Source organism: Bradyrhizobium sp. BRP20 (genome assembly GCF_020194215.1).
GTDB lineage: Bacteria > Pseudomonadota > Alphaproteobacteria > Rhizobiales > Xanthobacteraceae > Bradyrhizobium > Bradyrhizobium yuanmingense.
The window spans coordinates 68,899-86,017 of the sequence record NZ_JADYVY010000008.1 but is presented as its reverse complement, the minus strand read 5'-3'; the positions used below and the strand labels follow the sequence as shown (position 1 = coordinate 86,017).

Annotated in this window: 14 protein-coding genes; 13 read left to right on the top strand and 1 reads right to left on the bottom strand. The window is 65.7% G+C overall.

Translation table 11 applies throughout. From position 1 onward, the window contains the following. Positions 1–9 precede the first annotated feature (9 nt). The 4 genes from I6F33_RS20065 to I6F33_RS20050 all read left to right on the top strand — a co-directional run bounded on the left by I6F33_RS20065 (position 10) and on the right by I6F33_RS20050 (position 4,685). Positions 10–1,305, top strand: coding sequence for an aminotransferase class III-fold pyridoxal phosphate-dependent enzyme (locus I6F33_RS20065; RefSeq protein WP_225143894.1), 1,296 nt, complete (start codon positions 10–12; stop codon positions 1,303–1,305). Beyond that, positions 1,302–2,984: a long-chain-fatty-acid--CoA ligase gene (locus I6F33_RS20060; protein ID WP_225143892.1), complete on the top strand. Its 1,683-nt coding sequence runs from the start codon at positions 1,302–1,304 to the stop codon at positions 2,982–2,984. The genes I6F33_RS20065 and I6F33_RS20060 overlap by 4 nt, the downstream gene beginning before the upstream one ends. 103 nt (positions 2,985–3,087) lie before the next feature. After that, complete coding sequence (locus I6F33_RS20055; protein ID WP_225143890.1) at positions 3,088–4,020, top strand: N-carbamoyl-D-amino-acid hydrolase; 933 nt, start codon at positions 3,088–3,090, stop codon at positions 4,018–4,020. 5 nt (positions 4,021–4,025) lie between these two features. After that, entirely contained in the window at positions 4,026–4,685 is a 660-nt protein-coding gene (locus I6F33_RS20050; RefSeq protein ID WP_225143888.1) for a flavin reductase family protein, read from the top strand. Here the strand turns inward: I6F33_RS20050 and I6F33_RS20045 are convergent. Next, on the bottom strand, positions 4,682–5,344 hold the full coding sequence (locus tag I6F33_RS20045) for an aspartate/glutamate racemase family protein (RefSeq protein ID WP_036023560.1): 663 nt from the start codon (positions 5,342–5,344) through the stop codon (positions 4,682–4,684). The two genes, I6F33_RS20050 and I6F33_RS20045, sit on opposite strands and share 4 nt — an antisense overlap. Before the next feature lie 56 nt (positions 5,345–5,400). Between I6F33_RS20045 and hydA the strand changes: the two genes are divergently transcribed. The 9 genes from hydA to I6F33_RS20000 all read left to right on the top strand — a co-directional run bounded on the left by hydA (position 5,401) and on the right by I6F33_RS20000 (position 17,114). Continuing rightward, a complete protein-coding gene (hydA, locus tag I6F33_RS20040) occupies positions 5,401–6,870 on the top strand; it encodes a dihydropyrimidinase (protein WP_225143886.1) in 1,470 nt (489 codons plus the stop codon). Between the two features lie 16 nt (positions 6,871–6,886). Further along, complete coding sequence (locus tag I6F33_RS20035; protein WP_225143884.1) at positions 6,887–7,861, top strand: NAD(P)-dependent oxidoreductase; 975 nt, start codon at positions 6,887–6,889, stop codon at positions 7,859–7,861. Between the two features lies 1 nt (position 7,862). Continuing rightward, complete coding sequence (locus tag I6F33_RS20030; RefSeq protein ID WP_225143883.1) at positions 7,863–8,612, top strand: SDR family oxidoreductase; 750 nt, start codon at positions 7,863–7,865, stop codon at positions 8,610–8,612. Continuing rightward, positions 8,609–10,045 (top strand): NAD(P)-binding domain-containing protein, encoded by a 1,437-nt coding sequence (locus tag I6F33_RS20025; RefSeq protein WP_225143881.1) that lies wholly within the window; start codon positions 8,609–8,611, stop codon positions 10,043–10,045. Before I6F33_RS20030 ends, I6F33_RS20025 begins: the two co-directional genes overlap by 4 nt. 119 nt (positions 10,046–10,164) lie before the next feature. After that, entirely contained in the window at positions 10,165–11,784 is a 1,620-nt protein-coding gene (locus I6F33_RS20020) for an ABC transporter substrate-binding protein (RefSeq protein WP_225143879.1), read from the top strand. A 28-nt stretch (positions 11,785–11,812) separates the two neighbouring features. After that, on the top strand, positions 11,813–12,847 hold the full coding sequence (locus tag I6F33_RS20015; RefSeq protein WP_225144061.1) for an ABC transporter permease: 1,035 nt from the start codon (positions 11,813–11,815) through the stop codon (positions 12,845–12,847). After that, positions 12,844–13,692 carry an ABC transporter permease gene (locus I6F33_RS20010; RefSeq protein ID WP_036005271.1) on the top strand — a complete coding sequence of 283 codons (849 nt, stop codon included), beginning with the start codon at positions 12,844–12,846 and terminating at the stop codon, positions 13,690–13,692. Before I6F33_RS20015 ends, I6F33_RS20010 begins: the two co-directional genes overlap by 4 nt. Continuing rightward, positions 13,689–15,359 carry an ABC transporter ATP-binding protein gene (nikE, locus tag I6F33_RS20005; protein WP_225143877.1) on the top strand — a complete coding sequence of 557 codons (1,671 nt, stop codon included), beginning with the start codon at positions 13,689–13,691 and terminating at the stop codon, positions 15,357–15,359. The genes I6F33_RS20010 and nikE overlap by 4 nt, the downstream gene beginning before the upstream one ends. A gap of 150 nt (positions 15,360–15,509) precedes the next feature. Continuing rightward, complete coding sequence (locus I6F33_RS20000; RefSeq protein ID WP_109145850.1) at positions 15,510–17,114, top strand: ABC transporter substrate-binding protein; 1,605 nt, start codon at positions 15,510–15,512, stop codon at positions 17,112–17,114. The last annotated feature ends 5 nt before the right edge of the window (positions 17,115–17,119 follow it).

Here is a 17,119-nt window from a genome sequence, read left to right as displayed (position 1 = left end):
GCAGTGGCGATGAGCAGATTGTTGCGAACTGGGCTGAATGCGGGCGAGGCTGCGCCGATGGCCGTGGTCGGCGGCGAGGGCGTCTACTTTCACCTTGCGGACGGCCGCAAGCTGATCGACGGCAGCAACACCGGAGGCGGTCTCGGCCATCGCCATCCCGCCATGGTGGAGGCGATCCGCCGTGCGGCCGATACGCCCGTCGTCAACGAGGGGTGGACCTGGGTCGGCCGCGAGCAGGCCGCCGACGATCTGATGGCCACCGCCTTCAAGGGCGAAGAGGACTGGGTCGGCGCGGTGCGCTTCTGCATCAGCGGCAGCGAGGCCAATGACATGGCGCTGTCGCTCTGCCAGGCGCTGACGCAGCGCTCGGCGCTGGCAACGCGCGAGCGCGCCTATCACGGCATCACTGGGCTGTCGCGCAGCATGACGGTGCAGCCGCAATGGCACGGTGGCCTCGCGGTGCACGCCGGCGGCTCGAAACTACCGGCACCCATGGCGCCGGTGCGGATCCTGCCGGCGCCGGATGGGGCGATCTATGGCGCGCCGGCCAACAACACCCCGCCCAGCGAATATCTCGCGGACGCCCCGCGCCTGCTCTCGGACACGGCGGCGACGATCATCGACTACACGCAAGGCGGCATCTATTACGACGGCGCCTATCAGGATGAAGTGGCAAAGCGCGCGCGGCAGGCCGGCTCGTACTGGATCGCGGACGAGGTCGTCACGGGCGCCGGCCGCGCGGGCCGCTGGCTCGCGTTCCAGGGCGCGCAGAGCCGGCCCGATATCGTGACGCTCGGAAAGTCGCTCGGCGGCGGCGCGGCGGCCGTTGCCGCTGTCGTGGTGTCCAAAGACATCGTCGAGCGGCTGAAGGGCACGAGCTGGCAGAACTACGGCACGCTGCGTGGCCATCCGATTAGCATGGCGGCGGTGAGCGCTTATCTGAAGGTCATCAGTGAGGACAGGATTCTGGACCACGTGCAGAATCTGGAGAAGCTGTTCACCCGCCGCCTCCTCGCAATAGCGCAAAAGCACCCCAGCGTGCAGCGCGTGGCCGGGCAGGGGCTGCACTGGACGGTGGAGCTGCATGGCCCGGATTGGCGCAGCTGGCATGCCGACACCACCGAGGTGCCGATCGCTTCGCGCGTCGCGGAGCGCGCACTGGAAGCCGGAGCCGTGATCGGCACCAGCGGCGAGCAGACCTCGCTGTTCCTGGCGCCGCCGCTGGTGATCTCCGAGCGCGAGGCGACGCTGCTGCTCGATGCGCTCGACCACGGCCTCGAAATTGCCGATAAGGAGCACGGGTGATCGCGGACCACGCAGCACCTCGTCGTTCGCCGGCCTGGCCGGCGGATGAGCCGTGGCATCTCGCGATGCCGGAGGGGACGCTCTACGACGCGCTGGCGCGCGCTGCAGGTGAACGGCCAACGCATCCGGCCACAATGTTCTACGGGGCGAGCCTGAGCTACGCCGAGCTGCGCGACCGGGTCGATGCCATGGCCGGCTTTCTGCAAGGCGTTTGCGGAGTGAAGCGCGGCGACCGCGTCATGATCGCGCTGCAGAATTCGCCGCAATACGTCATCGCTTACTATGCGACGATGCGGGCGAACGCCGTGATCGTGCCGGTCAATCCCATGAACAAGACCGCCGAGATCGCGTATCTCGCCGTGGACAGCGGCGCCAGGGTTGCAATCATCGGCAGCGAGCTAAGCGATGTGTTTGCACCGCTGGTGGGCGAGGCGATTACGCATGCGATTGTCGCGCAGTACCGCGACGAAGTTCCAGCCGCGACGCCCTACACACTGCCATCATGCGTGACCGAAGCGCCGTTGGAGCCGCCGTCATCGCCGGGCTGGTATTCGTGGTCGCCCGCGATAGTGCAGGGCCTGCAGCCGGGTGCGATGGAGGCGGGGCCGGACGATCTCATGATCCTGCCCTACACGTCCGGCACGACGGGTAAGCCCAAGGCGTGCATGCACACCCATCGCAGCGCGCTGTTCACCGCCGTGTTGCAAGCGCGCTGGTATGGGCTCAATGGCAGCGACGTGATGACCGGCTTCATGCCGCTGTTCCATGTCGCGGGCATGCAGGGCTCGATGAATGCCGCCATCGTCTCCGGCGCCACGCTGCTGCTGATGGCGCGTTGGGACAAGGATCTGCTGCCGGATTTGTTCGAGACCTATGGCGTCACGTTCTGGAACGCTGCGCCGACCATGATCGTGGATGTGCTCGCCAGCGCCAGCTTGCGCGACAAATGTTTTGCGAAGCTCAAGGTGCTGACTGGTGGCGGCGCGGCGATGCCGACAGCCGTCGCGGAACGGCTGAAGGGGCGGTTTGGGCTCGATTTCGTCGAGGGCTACGGCATGACCGAGACGATGTCTCCGACGCACCTCAATCCGATGGCGGCGCCGAAGCGGCAGTGCCTCGGCATCGCCGTGCACGAGACCGACGCCAGGGTGATCGATCCCGAGAGCCTGATCGAGCTCGACGACAATGTCGTCGGCGAGATCATCGTGCACGGGCCGCAGGTGCTGCAGGGTTACTGGAACAGGCCGGAGGCGGATGCCGAAGCCTTCATCGAACGGGACGGCAAGCGGTTCCTGCGCACGGGCGATCTCGGCTACCGCGATGCCGACGGCTATTTCTTCGCCGTCGACCGCCTCAAGCGCATGATCAATGTCAGCGGCTTCAAGGTGTGGCCGGCCGAGGTCGAGGCGACGATGTACCAGAACCGCGCCATCCGGGAATGCTGCATCGTTTCCGCGCCGGACGGCTATCGCGGTGAGACCGTCAAGGCGCTGGTGGTGCTCGATGACGCCGCGCGCGCGACGACGTCGGAGGGCGACATCGTCGGCTGGGCGCGCAGCGCGATGGCGAGCTACAAGGCGCCGCGCGCCGTCGTCTTCGTCGAGTCCCTGCCGCGCACCGCCAGCAACAAGATCAACTGGCGGCTGTTGCAGGATGCCGAATGGGGGCGGACGGCATGAAAGCTGCTTGGCTGGAATATCGGCACGGAGCCGCGTTATGCTCGGCGCTGCGGAAGATCCTGCAAGCCGACGCTTCCCCCCAGACATCACCAGGAACTCGCTGATGCGCATCGTCAATGTCGCCGCCGCCCAGATGGGCCCGATTCAGAAAGCCGACAGCCGCGAGGCGGTGGTCAAGCGCATGATCGCGCTGATGGACGAAGCCAAGAGCAAGGGTGCCGACCTGATCGTCTATCCCGAGCTGGCGCTGACGACGTTCTTCCCGCGCTGGTACGTCGAGGACCGCGCCGAGTTCGACATCTGGTTCGAGCGCGAAATGCCGAACGCGGCGACCAGGCCGCTGTTCGAGCGCGCGGCGCAGCACGGAATGGCGATGAATTTCGGCTATGCCGAGCTGACGCCCGATGGCCACCACTTCAACACCGCGATCCTGACCGACAGAACCGGCAGGATCGTCGGCAAATACCGCAAGGTACATCTGCCTGGCCATGTGGAATACGACAGCAAGCGCTCGCATCAGCACCTGGAGAAGCGTTATTTCGAGCCGGGCGATCTCGGCTTCAAGGTCTGGCGCGAGCTCGGCGGCATCATCGGCATGGCGATCTGTAACGATCGCCGCTGGCCCGAGACCTATCGCGTCATGGGCCTGCAGGGCGTCGAGATGGTTCTGATCGGCTACAACACGCCGTCCGTGAATGCGGAGAAGAGCGAGGAGGGCGTCGAGAAGCGCCTGTTCCACAACCGCCTTTCGGTGCAGGCCGGCGCCTATCAGAACGCGACCTGGGTGGTCGCCGTCGCCAAGGCCGGCGTCGAGGACGGTCATCCCCTGTTCGGCGGCAGCCTGATCGTCGATCCCAATGGCGAGATCGTTGCCGAGGCCAAGACGGATGACGACGAGGTGCTGGTCCATGCCTGCGACCTCGATGCGACGGCGTTCGGCAAGACCACCATCTTCGATTTCGCCCGGCATCGCCGCATCGAGCATTACGGTCTGATCACCAGCCAGACCGGCGCGGTGCCGCCGCCGGAGACGTGACGCCGATGGCTGACAAGGGCATATCCTTGCGTGAACTCGATCCGCGCGATCGCTACAAGCTGCTTTGCGGCGTGGTGGTGCCGCGGCCGATCGCGCTGGTGACGACGCTGGATGAGAACGGGGCGGCGAATGCCGCGCCATTCAGCTTCTTCAACGTGTTCTCCGAAAGTCCCGCGCTGATCGTGCTCGGCCTGCAGCACAAGCCGGATCACTCGCCGAAGGACACCACCCGCAACATCCATCGCGACGGCGAGTTCGTGGTGCACATGGTGGACGAGGCGCTGTCGGTCGCGATGAACGACTGCGCGGTCGATTTCCCCTCCGGAGACAGCGAGGTCGCCGCGACCGGCCTGGCGACGCTACCTTCGGTCGACGTGAAGGTGCCGCGTCTCGCCGCGGCGCCCTTCGCGCTGGAATGCCGGCGCCATGTCGTGATGACCTTCTCGCCCGATCGCGAGCTCCTGGTCGGCGAGGTCTTGCGGGTTCACGCCCGCGAGGGGCTAGTCGACACCGCCAACATGTATGTCGATCTCGACGCTTACCGGCCGATTGGCCGCATGTTCGGCAATCTCTACACCACGCAGCGGGATACGTTTGCCCTTGTCCGCGAGAGCCATGCGCAATGGCTCGCGCGCCAGGACACCAACGAGCTGAAGGACGCCTAGTGAGCCGAGAACTGCACCGTACCCAGCGCCATGCTGACGGCCGCCTGTGTCGGGTCGATGACGGGAATCCGCAGCGCGTCTTCCAGCGCACGGCGGTGGCGGGCCATGCCGGCGCAGCCCATCACGATGGCACGGGCGCCGTCCTCGTCGCGCAGCGCGCGGCCGACCTCGATCATCTTGGCGAGTGTACCTTCGCCCGAAGCGGTTTCGGCGACGCTCATGTTCAGCGGCCGCTCGCCGGAAAAGCGGTCGGTCAGGCCCATCTGCCTGAGATAGCGCATGTGACGCGGGATCGAACGCTGGGCGATCGCGATGACGCCAAAAGTCTCCGCGCGGGAAAGCGCCGTCAGCACGCCGCACTCGGCGATGCCGAACACGGGGCGGTCGGTGCCTTCCCGGCAAACTTGCAGCCCGGGATCGCTGTAGCAGGCGATGACGAAGGCGGCCGAGCTGTTGTCGCTTTCGACCAGCTTTCGCAGTGGGATCGCAACGCTGTCTGCGTCCGCCTGGCTTTCAATGCCGAACGGACCTTCGGCCAGCGTCTGGCAGACCACTTCCGGCCCGCCCTCGAAATCGAGCGGCTTCAACGCATCCTCCAGCCCCTGCGTGACCTTGTGGTTGGAGTTCGGGTTGATGACGAGAATGCGCGGCCGGGACATGATGATCTTCCTGCGAGATTTAGCGAACGTACCTTGAGCCTATCACGGAGTGCCTCATGACTGAACCCGCTTACGACATGATCATCCGCGGCGGCCGCGTCGCCACCACCACAGACGTCTTCGAGGCCGACGTCGCCATCTCCGGCGAGACCATTGCGGCCATCGGCCGCGGGCTTCCGCCCGCAAAGCGCGAGATCGACGCGCGCGGCAAGCTGGTGCTGCCCGGCGGCGTCGACAGCCACGCGCATATCGAGCAGCTGTCGGCCGCCGGCATCATGAACGCCGACACGTTCGAGAGCGCGACCGTCTCTGCCGCTTTCGGCGGCACCACCACGGTGATTCCGTTCGCGGCTCAACATGTCGGCATGAAGCTGCCTGAGGTCGTCGCGGACTATCACGCCCTGGCGAAGAAGGGTGCGGTGATCGACTACGCCTTTCACATGATCATTGCGGACGCGACCAAGGAGACGGTCGAGGAACACATTCCCGCGCTGGTGAAGCAGGGCCATGCCTCGATCAAGATCTTCATGACCTATGACCGCCTCAAGGTCGATGACGAGCCGCTGCTCGACATCCTGCTCGCGGCGCGTCAGTCCGGCGCGATGTTATGCGCCCATGCCGAGAACCACGGCATCATCGCCTGGATGGTGAAGCGGCTGCTGTCGCGCGGCTACACCATGCCGAAATACCACGCCGTCAGCCACGCCCGCGTGTCGGAAGCCGAGGCCTTCACCCGGCTGATCGGCATGGCGGCGTTGATCGACCAGCCGATCATGATCTTCCATGTCTCGACCGCCGAAGGCGCCAAGGTGATCCGCGACTCGCGCGGGCAGGGGCTCAAGGTCTTTGCCGAGACCTGTCCGCAATATCTGTTCCTGACCGCCGCTGATCTCGACAAGCCCGGCGCGGAAGGCGCCAAATGGATGTGCAGCCCGCCGCCGCGCTCGCATGCCGACCAGAAGGCGCTGTGGCAGGCGCTCTCGCTCGGCGATCTCCAGACCATCTCGTCGGACCACGCGCCGTATCGCTATGACGAGACCGGCAAGCTGCGCGCCGGCCCCAATCCCACCTTCAAGCAGGTCGCCAACGGCCTGCCGGGCCTGGAGCTGCGGCTGCCGCTGTTGTTCGACGCGATGGTGTCGAAGGGCCGGCTGGGCCTGGAGAAATTCGTCGAGCTGACCGCGACCGCGCCCGCAAAGATCTACAACCTGCATCCGCGCAAGGGCTCGATCGCCGTCGGCGCCGACGCCGATATCGCGATCTGGGATCCCAACCGCGAGGTCACCATCGCCGACGAGATGATGCACGACCTCGCCGGCTACACGCCGTTTGCGGGGCGCAAGCTGAAGGGCTGGCCGGTGTCGGTGCTGTCGCGCGGCCGCGTGATCATCGAGGGCGACAAGTGCCTCGCAAGCGCCGGCAGCGGAAAATTCCTGGCGCGCAGCGGCGGCGAGGCGGCCACGCCGACCGGTCGGCTCGTTGCCGACATGGATCCGGAGCGGAATTTCGGAGCAAACCTGCTGTGACGGCGGATCGCGCGCGATGAGGATCGTTATCTTCGGCGGCACCGGCTTTGTCGGCCTCAATCTCGCCGAGGTGCTGCTCGCGCGCGGGCATGAGGTGACGCTGTATGATCGTGCGGCGTTGCCGGCGAGTGCACAAAGATCTCTGGCTGACTACGGCGCGCGGATAAATGCCGTGCAGGGCGATATTAGCGACACAGACACCATCGACGCCCTGATTGCAAAGGGCTGCGATGCGATCGTACTGGGTGCCGCGGTCACCGCCGGCGATGACCTCGAACGGGCATCGCCCGCGCGCGTTCTCGAGATCAACGTCATGGCCCAGATCCCGATCCTGCAAGCCGCGATCCACCATGGTGTTCGCCGCGTTGTCAATCTCTCGTCGGCCTCAGCCTATGGCGCTGCGGGTAAGCGTCATCAGATCCTCGACGAGGAAACGCCCTGCGATCCCGTCTCGTTCTACGCCATCAGCAAGTTCACTTCCGAGCGGTCGGCGGCGCGGCATGCCGAGCTGTTTGGCGGCGATTTTCTGAGTGTGCGCTTAAGTGCCGTATTTGGTCCGTGGGAGCGGCCAGGTTCGGTGCGCGATACGCCCAGCCTCCAGTTCCAGATCCTTGCTGCATTCGCTCGCGGCGAACCGGCGCTGCTGCCGGCGCCAGGCATCAAGGATTGGACCTACGCGCTGGACGCTGCCGAGGCCGTGGCTGTGCTGATCGAAGCCGAGCGGCCGCGCCATCGGCTCTACAATATCTCCAGCGGCGCGGCCTGGTCGGCGCTGCAATGGGGCGAGGCTTTTGCGGCCCTGCATCCCGGGCTGGAGTGTCGGCTGGCGGAGCCGCGCGAGAAGACCTTCATCAAGCTTCATGGCGGCGATCGCGCGCCGCTCTCGGTGATGCGAATGGCCGACGAATTCGGCTGGCGCGCGCGGTTCGGCTGTGCGGAGTCAGCTGCCGCGATGAGCGCCTGGTGGATGCAGCACAGGGAGGGGATCTGACATGCGGCTGCAGGGGCGCACGGCCATCATCACCGGCGCAGGCTCGGGCATCGGCCGCGCCAGCGCAAAACTGTTCGCGGAGGAGGGCGCGCGCCTTGCTTTGGTCGATCGTGACGCCGCGGGCCTCGAGGAAACGCTGAGCCTTATCGGCGAAGCGACGACGCATATCGGCGACGTCGGCGATGGCGCATTCGCCGAAACCGTCGTCGGCGACGTCGTGGCCCGGCATGGCCGGCTCGATATCCTCATGACGGCGGCTGGCTTCTCCTGTGGTGGCACGGTGCTGACGACGAGCCTGGACGACTGGGATGCGGTGTTCCGCGCCAATGTCGGCGGCACCTGGCTGTGGGCGCGGGCCGCGGTGCCGCAGATGCAGCGGCAGAACAGCGGCTCGATCATCACGCTGGCATCGCAGCTCGCCATTGCCGGCGGCAAGGGCAACAGCGCCTATATCGCGGCCAAAGGCGCGATCATCAGCCTGACGCGCACCATGGCGGTGGATTTCGCCGCCGACGGCATCCGCGTCAACGCAATCGCTCCCGGCGCGATCGACACGCCGATGCTTCGCCGCAGCTTTGCCCGCCACGCCAATTCGGACGAGGTGCGCGAGGCCTCGCGCAGCCGCCACGCCATGAAGCGGTTTGGCGTGCCTGAGGAGATCGCGCAGACCGCGCTGCATCTCGCGAGCGATGCCTCCTCGTTCACGACCGGCACCGTGATGGTGGTCGACGGAGGCTGGCTCGCCGCATGAGTGAGACGCTGACCCAGCTCGAAGCCGACATTCACGCCGATCTCGCTCGGATCGCGCATCCCGGCGCGGCGTGGCTCGAACCGAAAGCGGGGCCAGACGGCAAGGCGGCGCTGGATGTTCTCATCATCGGCGCCGGCCAGTCCGGCATCGCCATCGGCTTCGGCCTGCTGCGCTCGCGCGTCAGCAACATCCTGCTGATCGACAAGGCCGAGGAGGGCAAGGAGGGCCCGTGGCTCACCTACGCCCGCATGCCGACGCTGCGCAGCCCGAAGGACTACACCGGGCCCGACCTCGATATCCCCGGCCTGACTTACCAGTCCTGGCACGAGGCCCGCTTCGGCAAGGCGAGCTGGCAGGAGCTCGGCCTGATCGCGCGCGAGCATTGGGCGGAGTATCTGCTCTGGCTGCGGCGCGCGGTCGGCTTGCCGGTGCGCAACGCTTGCGAGCTCAAGGAGATCGCGCCGGCGGCTGACGGCCTGCTCGCTGCGCGCGTGAAACGGGCAGCAGAGGTCGAAACGCTCTATGCCCGCAAAATCGTGCTGGCGACAGGGCAGGAGGGCATGGGCGGCTGGATGATTCCGGAGCAGCTGGTGCATCTGCCGGCGAGCTCTGTTGCAACCGTCGCCGACGACATCGATTTCGAAAGCCTGCGCGGCAGGCGCGTCGCCGTGATCGGTGCCGGCGCCTCCGCTTTCGACAATGCGGCGACTGCGCTGGAGGCCGGTGCCGCTGAAGTGCGCCTGCTGTGCCGCCGTGCGCAGATCCAGGTGATCCAGCCCTATCGCTGGCTGACCTTTCGCGGCTTCCTGCGCCATCTCAGCGATCTCGACGATGCCTGGCGCTGGCGCTTCATGCGCAAGATCCTCGAGATGCGGGAAGGATTTCCGCAGCCGACCTATGACCGCTGCGCGCGTCACGCCAACTTCACACTGCACGAGGGCGCGCCGGTCGAAGCCGCGCGCAAGACTGATAACGGCGTTGAACTCCAGACGCCGCGCGGCGCCATCACCGCCGATTTCGTCATCTGCGGCACCGGCATCGACATGGACTTTGCCGGCCGCGGCGAGCTCGCCCAATGTGCCGGCAACATCGCGACCTGGGCCGACCGCTACCAGCCGCCGGAAGACGAACGCAACGAACGGCTCGGCCGCTTTCCCTATCTCGCCGACGACTATGCCTTCACCGAGCGCGAGCCGGGAATGACGCCGTGGATCGCCGACATCCATCTGTTCGCCATCGCCTCGACCATGAGCTTCGGTCCGTCGGGATCGTCGATCAATGCGATGACGACCGCCGTTCCAAAGCTGGTCCACGGCCTGACGCGCGGCCTGTTTCGCGCCGATGTCGGGCGGCACTGGGATTCGCTCAGCGCCTATGACGTGCCGCAGGCCGTGGTGACGCGTCATGCGCGAGAAATGGGGGAATCGCTGTGATCACCCATGCGCCGTCGCGACCTCGCGTCCCTCGAAATGTCCGATCGGACTGGCGCGCAACTTGCTTCCTTCTGAACCTGCCTTGCTGGCGTTCTCGTTCGAAATTCAGGGAAAAACCAATGCGTTTTGTGTCTTTCAGACTGGCGACCTCAGTTCTCGCTACCACTGCGCTGCTGCTCGTCGCCACTGCGCCGTCGCAAGCGCAAACCAGGGCAGAGACCTTGCGCTACGTCACCGGCGCCTCCGTCAACACGCTCGATCCCAACATCCCCGGCTCGACCCGCGAATCCTTCGCGTTGAGCATGAGCACCTATGACCGGCTGGTGGCATTCGGCCGCAAGCAGCTCAACGGCAAATGGGTGTTCGACCTCGACACGATCACCGGCGAGCTCGCCGAATCCTATGACGTCAGTCCCGACGGCCTTAAGATCACCTTCCGCCTGCGCAAGGATGCAAAGTTCCAGGACGGCTCGCCGGTCACGGCCGAGGATGTCAAGTGGTCGCTCGACCGCTGCGTCACCGCGCCGATCCTCGGCAAGGCGCAGCTGCTGACGGGCTCGCTGACGTCGGCCGATCAGTTCAAGGTGATCGATCCCCTCACCATCGAGGTGACGCTTCCAAAACCCGACAAGCTTGCGCTGCCTAATCTTGCCACCGTCTACCCGATGATCATCAACTCGAAAGTGGCAAAAGAGCACGCGACGGCTGACGATCCCTGGGCCACGGCCTGGCTGAAGGAGCACACCGCTGGCAGCGGCGCCTATGCGGTCGAGAGCTTCAAGCCGGGCGAGCAGGTGATCATCAAGCGCAACGAGGCCTGGAACCGCGGATCGCCCGGCAAGCCGGCGTTCTTCAAGCGCGTCATCGTGCAATCGGTGCCGGAGCCGGCGACCCGCGCCAACCTCGTCGAGCGCGGCGATGCCGATCTCGTGCTCGACCTGCAGGCCAGCGACGTGCAGTCGCTGGAGGCCAAGGGCAAGCTCAAGGTAATCTCGACGCCGCAATACAACGCGGTCACCTACGTCTCGATGAACAACCAGATCCCGCCCTTCGACAACGTCAATGTCCGCCGCGCCATCGCTTCCGCGCTGCCCTATGAGGACATGTTCAAGGCGGCCCTGTTCGGCCGCGGCGCGCCGCTGTTCGGCGCGACTTGGCCGGACGGCAAGCCGGCGAACGGCATCTATCCGTTCCAGCAGCCGGTGAAGATGGATCTCGACAAGGCCAGGGAATACCTCAAGGCTGCAGGTCTGCCCGAAGGCTTCTCGACCACCTTCAGCTTCAATGTCGGCCAGGCCGCGACGGCCGAGCCGATGGCCGCCCTCGTCAAGGAGTCTCTTGGCAAGATCGGCATCAAGGTCGACATCCAGAAGCTGCCGGACGCGCAGATGTCGACGCAGATCAACGAGAAGAAGCTGCCGTTCTTCACCGAAGGCATCGTCGCCTGGCTGCCGTCGACCGACTATTTCTACCGCAACTTCTACACCGGCACTCAGCGCTGGAATTACTCTTCGATCAACAATCCGGACCTTGCCGCGATTGCGCAGGAGGCCCGCTTCGAGCCGGATAAGGCCAAGTACGAGGAAGCCGGCCGCAAGCTCAACGCGATGCATGTCGACCTGATGCCGCAGATCATGCTGTGGCAGCCCAATCAGGACGCGGTGATGGCGCCGTCGATCGAAGGCTACACCTATGAGTTCCACCGCCAGGTGGATTATCGCGATGTCAGCCGTAAGTGACATCCGCGGCGAGCAGGGACCCTGAATGGTGACGACCGGTCTTGGTGCAACGATGGTGCGGGCGGGCAGGCGGCTCTTGTCGTCGCTGCCGGCACTGTTCGGTGTGCTGGTCTTCACCTTCCTGTTGATGCGCGTCCTGCCCGGCGACCCCGCGGTGTTCTTCGCCTCGGGGCCCAATGCCGGCAAGGAGGAGATCGAGCAGATCCGCAAGCAGATGGGGCTCGACAAATCCGTGCCGGAGCAGCTCGTGTTCTATCTCTCCGACATCGGCCACGGCAATCTCGGCCGCTCGATGATGACGGGACAGCCGGTGCTGAAGGACCTGCGCGAGCGATTGCCGGCCTCGCTCGAGCTCACCTTCACCGCACTGTTGATCGCGCTCATCGCGGCCGTGCCGCTTGGGGTGCTGGCGGCGCTGCGGCCGGGATCAATCATCGATCACGGCGTGCGGCTGTTCTGCGCACTCGGCGTCTGCGTGCCGACCTTCGTCTCGGGCCTGCTCTTGATCTATGTCTTCTATTATCTGTTCGGGCTGGCCCCTGATCCGACCGGGCGCATCGACGTCTTCACCTCGCTGCCGCCGCAGCGCACCGGCTTCCTCTCGATCGATTTCCTGCTCGCCGGCGACGTCGAGGGCTGGTGGGCGGCCTGCAGGCAGTTGATCCTGCCGGCGGTGAGCATGGCGCTGTTCGTGATCGCGCCGCTGGCGCGGATCACGCGGGCCTCGATGCTGGTCTCGCTCGGCAGCGATTTCGTGCGCACTGCGCGCTCGGTCGGATTGTCCTGGCGCAAGGTGGTCGTCACCTATGCGCTCCGCAATGCGATCCTGCCCGTCATCACCATCGCCGGCATCGTGTTCTCGACCATGCTGGGCGGCAACGTGCTGGTGGAGAAAGTGTTCTCCTGGCCGGGCGTGGCCTCTTATGCGCTCGACGCGTTGCTGTCCTCCGACTATGCGCCGGTGCAGGGTTTCGTGCTGCTGATGGCCAGCCTGTTCGTGCTGGTCAATCTCGTCGTGGACATCTGCTACGGCATCGCCGATCCCAGGGTGTCGATCGAATGACCAGCGCCACACTTCGCCATTCGGTCTGGATCCTGCGCGGCAATCCGCTCACGGCGGTGGCCGCGGCCGGGGTGACGCTGTTCGTCTTGGTCGCGATCTTCGGACCGTGGATCGTGCCTTACGACCCCGTGGCCTCGAACGTGTCGGAGGCCCTGCTGCCGCCGAGTGCGGCGCACATTGCCGGCACGGACCAGCTCGGCCGCGACGTGTTCAGCCGTCTCATCATCGCTGCACGGCTCGACCTTGCCATCGCGGTTTCCGCGGTTGGCATCTCCTTCGTGATCGGGGCCGTCGTCGGCGCGTTCTGCGGCTATGCCGGCGGACGGCTCGATCGCGCCGTCGGCCGCTTCGTCGACGTGATGATGGCCTTTCCGCTGTTCGTGCTGGCAATGGCGATGGTCGCCGCGCTCGGCAACCGGATCGAGAACATCGTGATCGCGACCGCGATCATCAATCTTCCGTTCTACATCCGCTTCGCGCGCGCCGAGGTCAACGTCCGCCGCAATGTCGGCTGGGTCGAGGCTGCGCGCGCCTGCGGCGAGAGCCATTTCTCGGTGGTGCTGCGCTTCCTGCTGCCGAACATCCTGCCGGCGATGGCGGTGCAGATCTCGCTCAATCTCGGCTGGGCCATTCTCAATGCCGCCGGCCTGTCCTTCATCGGTCTCGGCGTCAAGCCGCCGACGCCGGAATGGGGCATCATGGTCGCGGAAGGCGCGCGCTTCATCTCCACCGGACGCTGGTGGCTGGTGGCCTTTCCCGGCCTCGCACTGATGCTGGCCGTGCTGTGCTTCAACCTCCTCGGCGACGGCATGCGGGACATTCTCGATCCCCGGATGCGCACATGAGCGAGGACCTGCTCAGGATCGACGACCTCCACGTCGCGTTCTCGACGCGGCGGGGCATGGTCGAGGCCGTGCGCGGCGTCACGCTCACCGTCAAGGCCGGCGAGATGCTCGGCCTCGTCGGCGAGAGCGGCTCGGGCAAGTCGGTCACCGGCTTTGCGACGACGCGGCTGCTCGATGCAGCCGGCCGCGTCACCGGCGGCAAGATCCTGTTCCGCGGGCAGGACGTCACCAAGCTCCGCGGCGATGATCTGCGACAGCTGCAGGGCGCGGCGATGTCGATGATCTTCCAGAATCCGCGGGCGGCGCTCAACCCGATCCGCGCGATCGGCCTGCAGATCGCGGACGCGATCCTCACCCACAAGCGTATCTCGAAAGAGGCCGCGCGTGCCGAGGCGCTGGACCTGCTGCGCGCCGTTCAGATCCGCGATCCCGAGGCGCGGATGAACGCCTATCCGCACGAGCTCTCCGGCGGCATGTGCCAGCGCGTCATGATCGCGATCGCGATCTCCTGCAATCCTGCACTGCTCATCGCGGACGAGCCGACCACCGGCCTCGACGTCACCACGCAGAAGGTGGTGATGGATCTGCTGGCAGACATTGCCGCCGCGCGAGGCATGGCCACGATCCTGATCACGCACGACCTCGGCCTTGCGGCGCGCTATTGCCGCCGCATCGCCGTGATGGAGCGCGGCCGCATCGTCGAGGAGGCGAGCCCCGGCATTCTCTTCAGTGCGCCGCAGCACGCCTATACGAGGCGCCTGGTTGCGGCGTCGCCGACGGCGACGTCACGGATCGAAGATCTCGTGACGGAGGAGGACAGAGAGCGTTACGCCAACGTCGTCACCAGGCCCAGGCAGGAGCGAGCGCACGGCACGCCGCCGCTCCTGGAAGTGCGCAAGCTCGCCAAGCGTTTCGATCAGGGCGCTGCTGCGGTTGCCGACTTCTCGATGACGATGGCGGGCGGCGAGAGTGTCGGGCTGGTCGGCGAGTCCGGCTCGGGCAAGAGCACGACCTCACGCATGATCTGCCGCCTGATCGATCCGAGCGAGGGCGACATCGTGTTCGACGGGCAGTCGATCGGGCACGTGGCGGCGCGCGATTTCCACCGCTCGCCGTTACGCAAAGACATCCAGATGGTCTTTCAGGACCCCAACGAGAGCCTCAACCCGCGCTTTACGGCGTTCGATTGCATTGCCCATCCCTTGATGCGGCTCGACGGCATGCGCGCGGGCGAAGGCTTGCGCAAACGGGTGGAAGAAAGCGCCGAGCGGGTCGGACTGCCGCTCGATCTGTTGCCGCGGTTTCCGCATCAGCTCTCCGGCGGGCAGAAGGCCCGCGTCGGCATTGCCCGCGCCATCGCCTGCCGGCCGCGGCTGCTGGTGCTGGACGAGCCGACCGCCGCGCTCGACGTCTCGGTGCAGGCGGTTGTGCTGCAGCTGCTCGATCGCCTCAGGCGCGAGAACGACATTGCGCTGCTGTTCGTCAGCCACGATCTCAATGTCGTGCGCATGCTGTGCGACCGCACCATCGTGCTGCGCAACGGCGGCATCGTGGAGCAGGGCGAGAGCCGGGCGCTGTTTGACAATCCAAAGACCGACTACACGCGCAAACTGGTCGAGGCGATCCCGCATATCGAGACCGGGCCGACGCTGGCGGCCGCTCTGTGAACCCCGAACTCGTATTCCTGGGCCGCCAAATGGCGAGATCCCGCTGGCGAAGCCGCATTTAGTGGCATACCATTTGCTTGCAAATGGGTTCGGTTTCACTTGCCCTTTGCCAATGAATAGCTGGCATCACGGCATCTCTGGGAGGACTTCATGGATCGCAGGACGGTATTGAAGGGACTGGCTGGCGCGGGCAGTCTGGCGTTGACGGGTGGCCTGTCGGCCCCGGCGATCGCCCAGGGTGCGGCGGCGCGCACCCTGCGATTCGTGCCCCAGGCCAATCTCGCCAATTTCGACCCGATCTGGGGCACGCAATATGTCGTGCGCAATGCCGCCGCGATGGTCTGGGACACGCTCTACGGCATCGATTCCTCGTTCCGGCCGCAGCGGCAGATGGTCGAGTCCGAGGAAGTGACCGACGACGGCACCACCTGGACGTTCAAGCTGCGGCCCGGCCTCAAATTCCACGATGGCGAGCCGGTGCTCAGCAAGGACGTCGTGGCAAGCCTGACGCGCTGGTCGGCGCGCGATCCGATGGGCCTGATGATCAAGGCGCTCCAGCAGGAGCTCACGGCCGTCGACGACCGCACCTTCAAATGGGTGCTGAAGCAGCCTTTCCCGAAATTGCTCTATGCGCTCGGCAAGAACAATTCGCCTTGCAGCTTCATCATGCCGGAGCGCATCGCGCAGACCGATCCGTTCAAGCAGATTTCTGAATATATCGGCTCCGGTCCGCTGAAGTTCGCCAAGAGCGAGTGGGTCCCCGGTGCGAAGGCCGTGTTCGAGAAATTCGCCGACTATTCACCGCGGCAGGAGAAGGCGTCCTGGCTTGCTGGCGGCAAGCAGGTGATGGTCGACCGCGTCGAGTGGGTGATCATGCCGGATCCGGCAACCGCGGCGGCCGCGTTGCAGAACGGTGAGATCGACTGGTGGGAGAACCCGATCGCGGATCTCGTTCCGGTTCTGAAGAAGAACAAGAATATCAGCGTCGATATCGGCGATCCCCTCGGCAATATCGGCTCGTTCCGCATGAACTTCCTGTATCCGCCGTTCAACGACGTCAAGGCGCGGCGTGCGGTGCTGATGGCGCTCAGCCAGGAAGACTACATGCGCGCGATCGTCGGCGACGACAATTCGCTGTGGAAGCCGCTGCCCGGCTTCTTCACGCCGGATACGCCGCTCTACACCGAAGTGGGCGGCGAGATCCTGAAGGGCAAGCGCGATCTGGACGCCGCCAAGAAGCTGCTCGCCGAGAGCGGCTATTCCGGCCAGCCGGTGACCTGCCTCGTCGCGCAGGACCAACCGATCACCAAGGCAATGGGCGACGTCACCGCCGACCTTCTCAAGAAGCTCGGCATGAATGTCGATTTCGTCGCAACCGATTGGGGCACCGTCGGCTCCCGCCGCGCACAGAAGACGCCTCCGGGACAGGGCGGCTGGAACATGTTCCACACCTGGCACGCAGGCGCGGATTGCGTCAATCCGGCTCCCTACACCGCCATCCGTGCCAACGGCGACAAGGCCTGGTTCGGCTGGCCCACCAGCGCGGCCACCGAAAAGGAGGTCGCCTCGTGGTTCGAGGCCAAGAACGTCGACGAAGAGAAGGCCGCCATGGGCCGCCTCAACAAGGCTGCGATCGATGACGTCGTCTACGCGCCCACGGGTTTCTTCCTGAGCTACACCGCCTGGCGCAAGAACGTCTCCGGCGTTGCCAAGGGACCGCTGCCGTTCTTCTGGGGCGTGTCGAAGTCCGCATGATCGTG

Bases quoted from the DNA above. Each gene is read 5' to 3' on its own strand.
- I6F33_RS20065 (WP_225143894.1), top strand. From the start codon at position 10: ATGAGCAGATTGTTGCGAACTGGGCTGAATGCGGGCGAGGCTGCGCCG.
- I6F33_RS20055 (WP_225143890.1), top strand. From the start codon at position 3,088: ATGCGCATCGTCAATGTCGCCGCCGCCCAGATGGGCCCGATTCAGAAA.
- I6F33_RS20050 (WP_225143888.1), top strand. From the start codon at position 4,026: ATGGCTGACAAGGGCATATCCTTGCGTGAACTCGATCCGCGCGATCGC.
- I6F33_RS20045 (WP_036023560.1), bottom strand. From the start codon at position 5,344: ATGTCCCGGCCGCGCATTCTCGTCATCAACCCGAACTCCAACCACAAG.
- hydA (WP_225143886.1), top strand. From the start codon at position 5,401: ATGACTGAACCCGCTTACGACATGATCATCCGCGGCGGCCGCGTCGCC.
- I6F33_RS20035 (WP_225143884.1), top strand. From the start codon at position 6,887: ATGAGGATCGTTATCTTCGGCGGCACCGGCTTTGTCGGCCTCAATCTC.
- I6F33_RS20030 (WP_225143883.1), top strand. From the start codon at position 7,863: ATGCGGCTGCAGGGGCGCACGGCCATCATCACCGGCGCAGGCTCGGGC.
- I6F33_RS20025 (WP_225143881.1), top strand. From the start codon at position 8,609: ATGAGTGAGACGCTGACCCAGCTCGAAGCCGACATTCACGCCGATCTC.
- I6F33_RS20020 (WP_225143879.1), top strand. From the start codon at position 10,165: ATGCGTTTTGTGTCTTTCAGACTGGCGACCTCAGTTCTCGCTACCACT.
- I6F33_RS20010 (WP_036005271.1), top strand. From the start codon at position 12,844: ATGACCAGCGCCACACTTCGCCATTCGGTCTGGATCCTGCGCGGCAAT.
- nikE (WP_225143877.1), top strand. From the start codon at position 13,689: ATGAGCGAGGACCTGCTCAGGATCGACGACCTCCACGTCGCGTTCTCG.
- I6F33_RS20000 (WP_109145850.1), top strand. From the start codon at position 15,510: ATGGATCGCAGGACGGTATTGAAGGGACTGGCTGGCGCGGGCAGTCTG.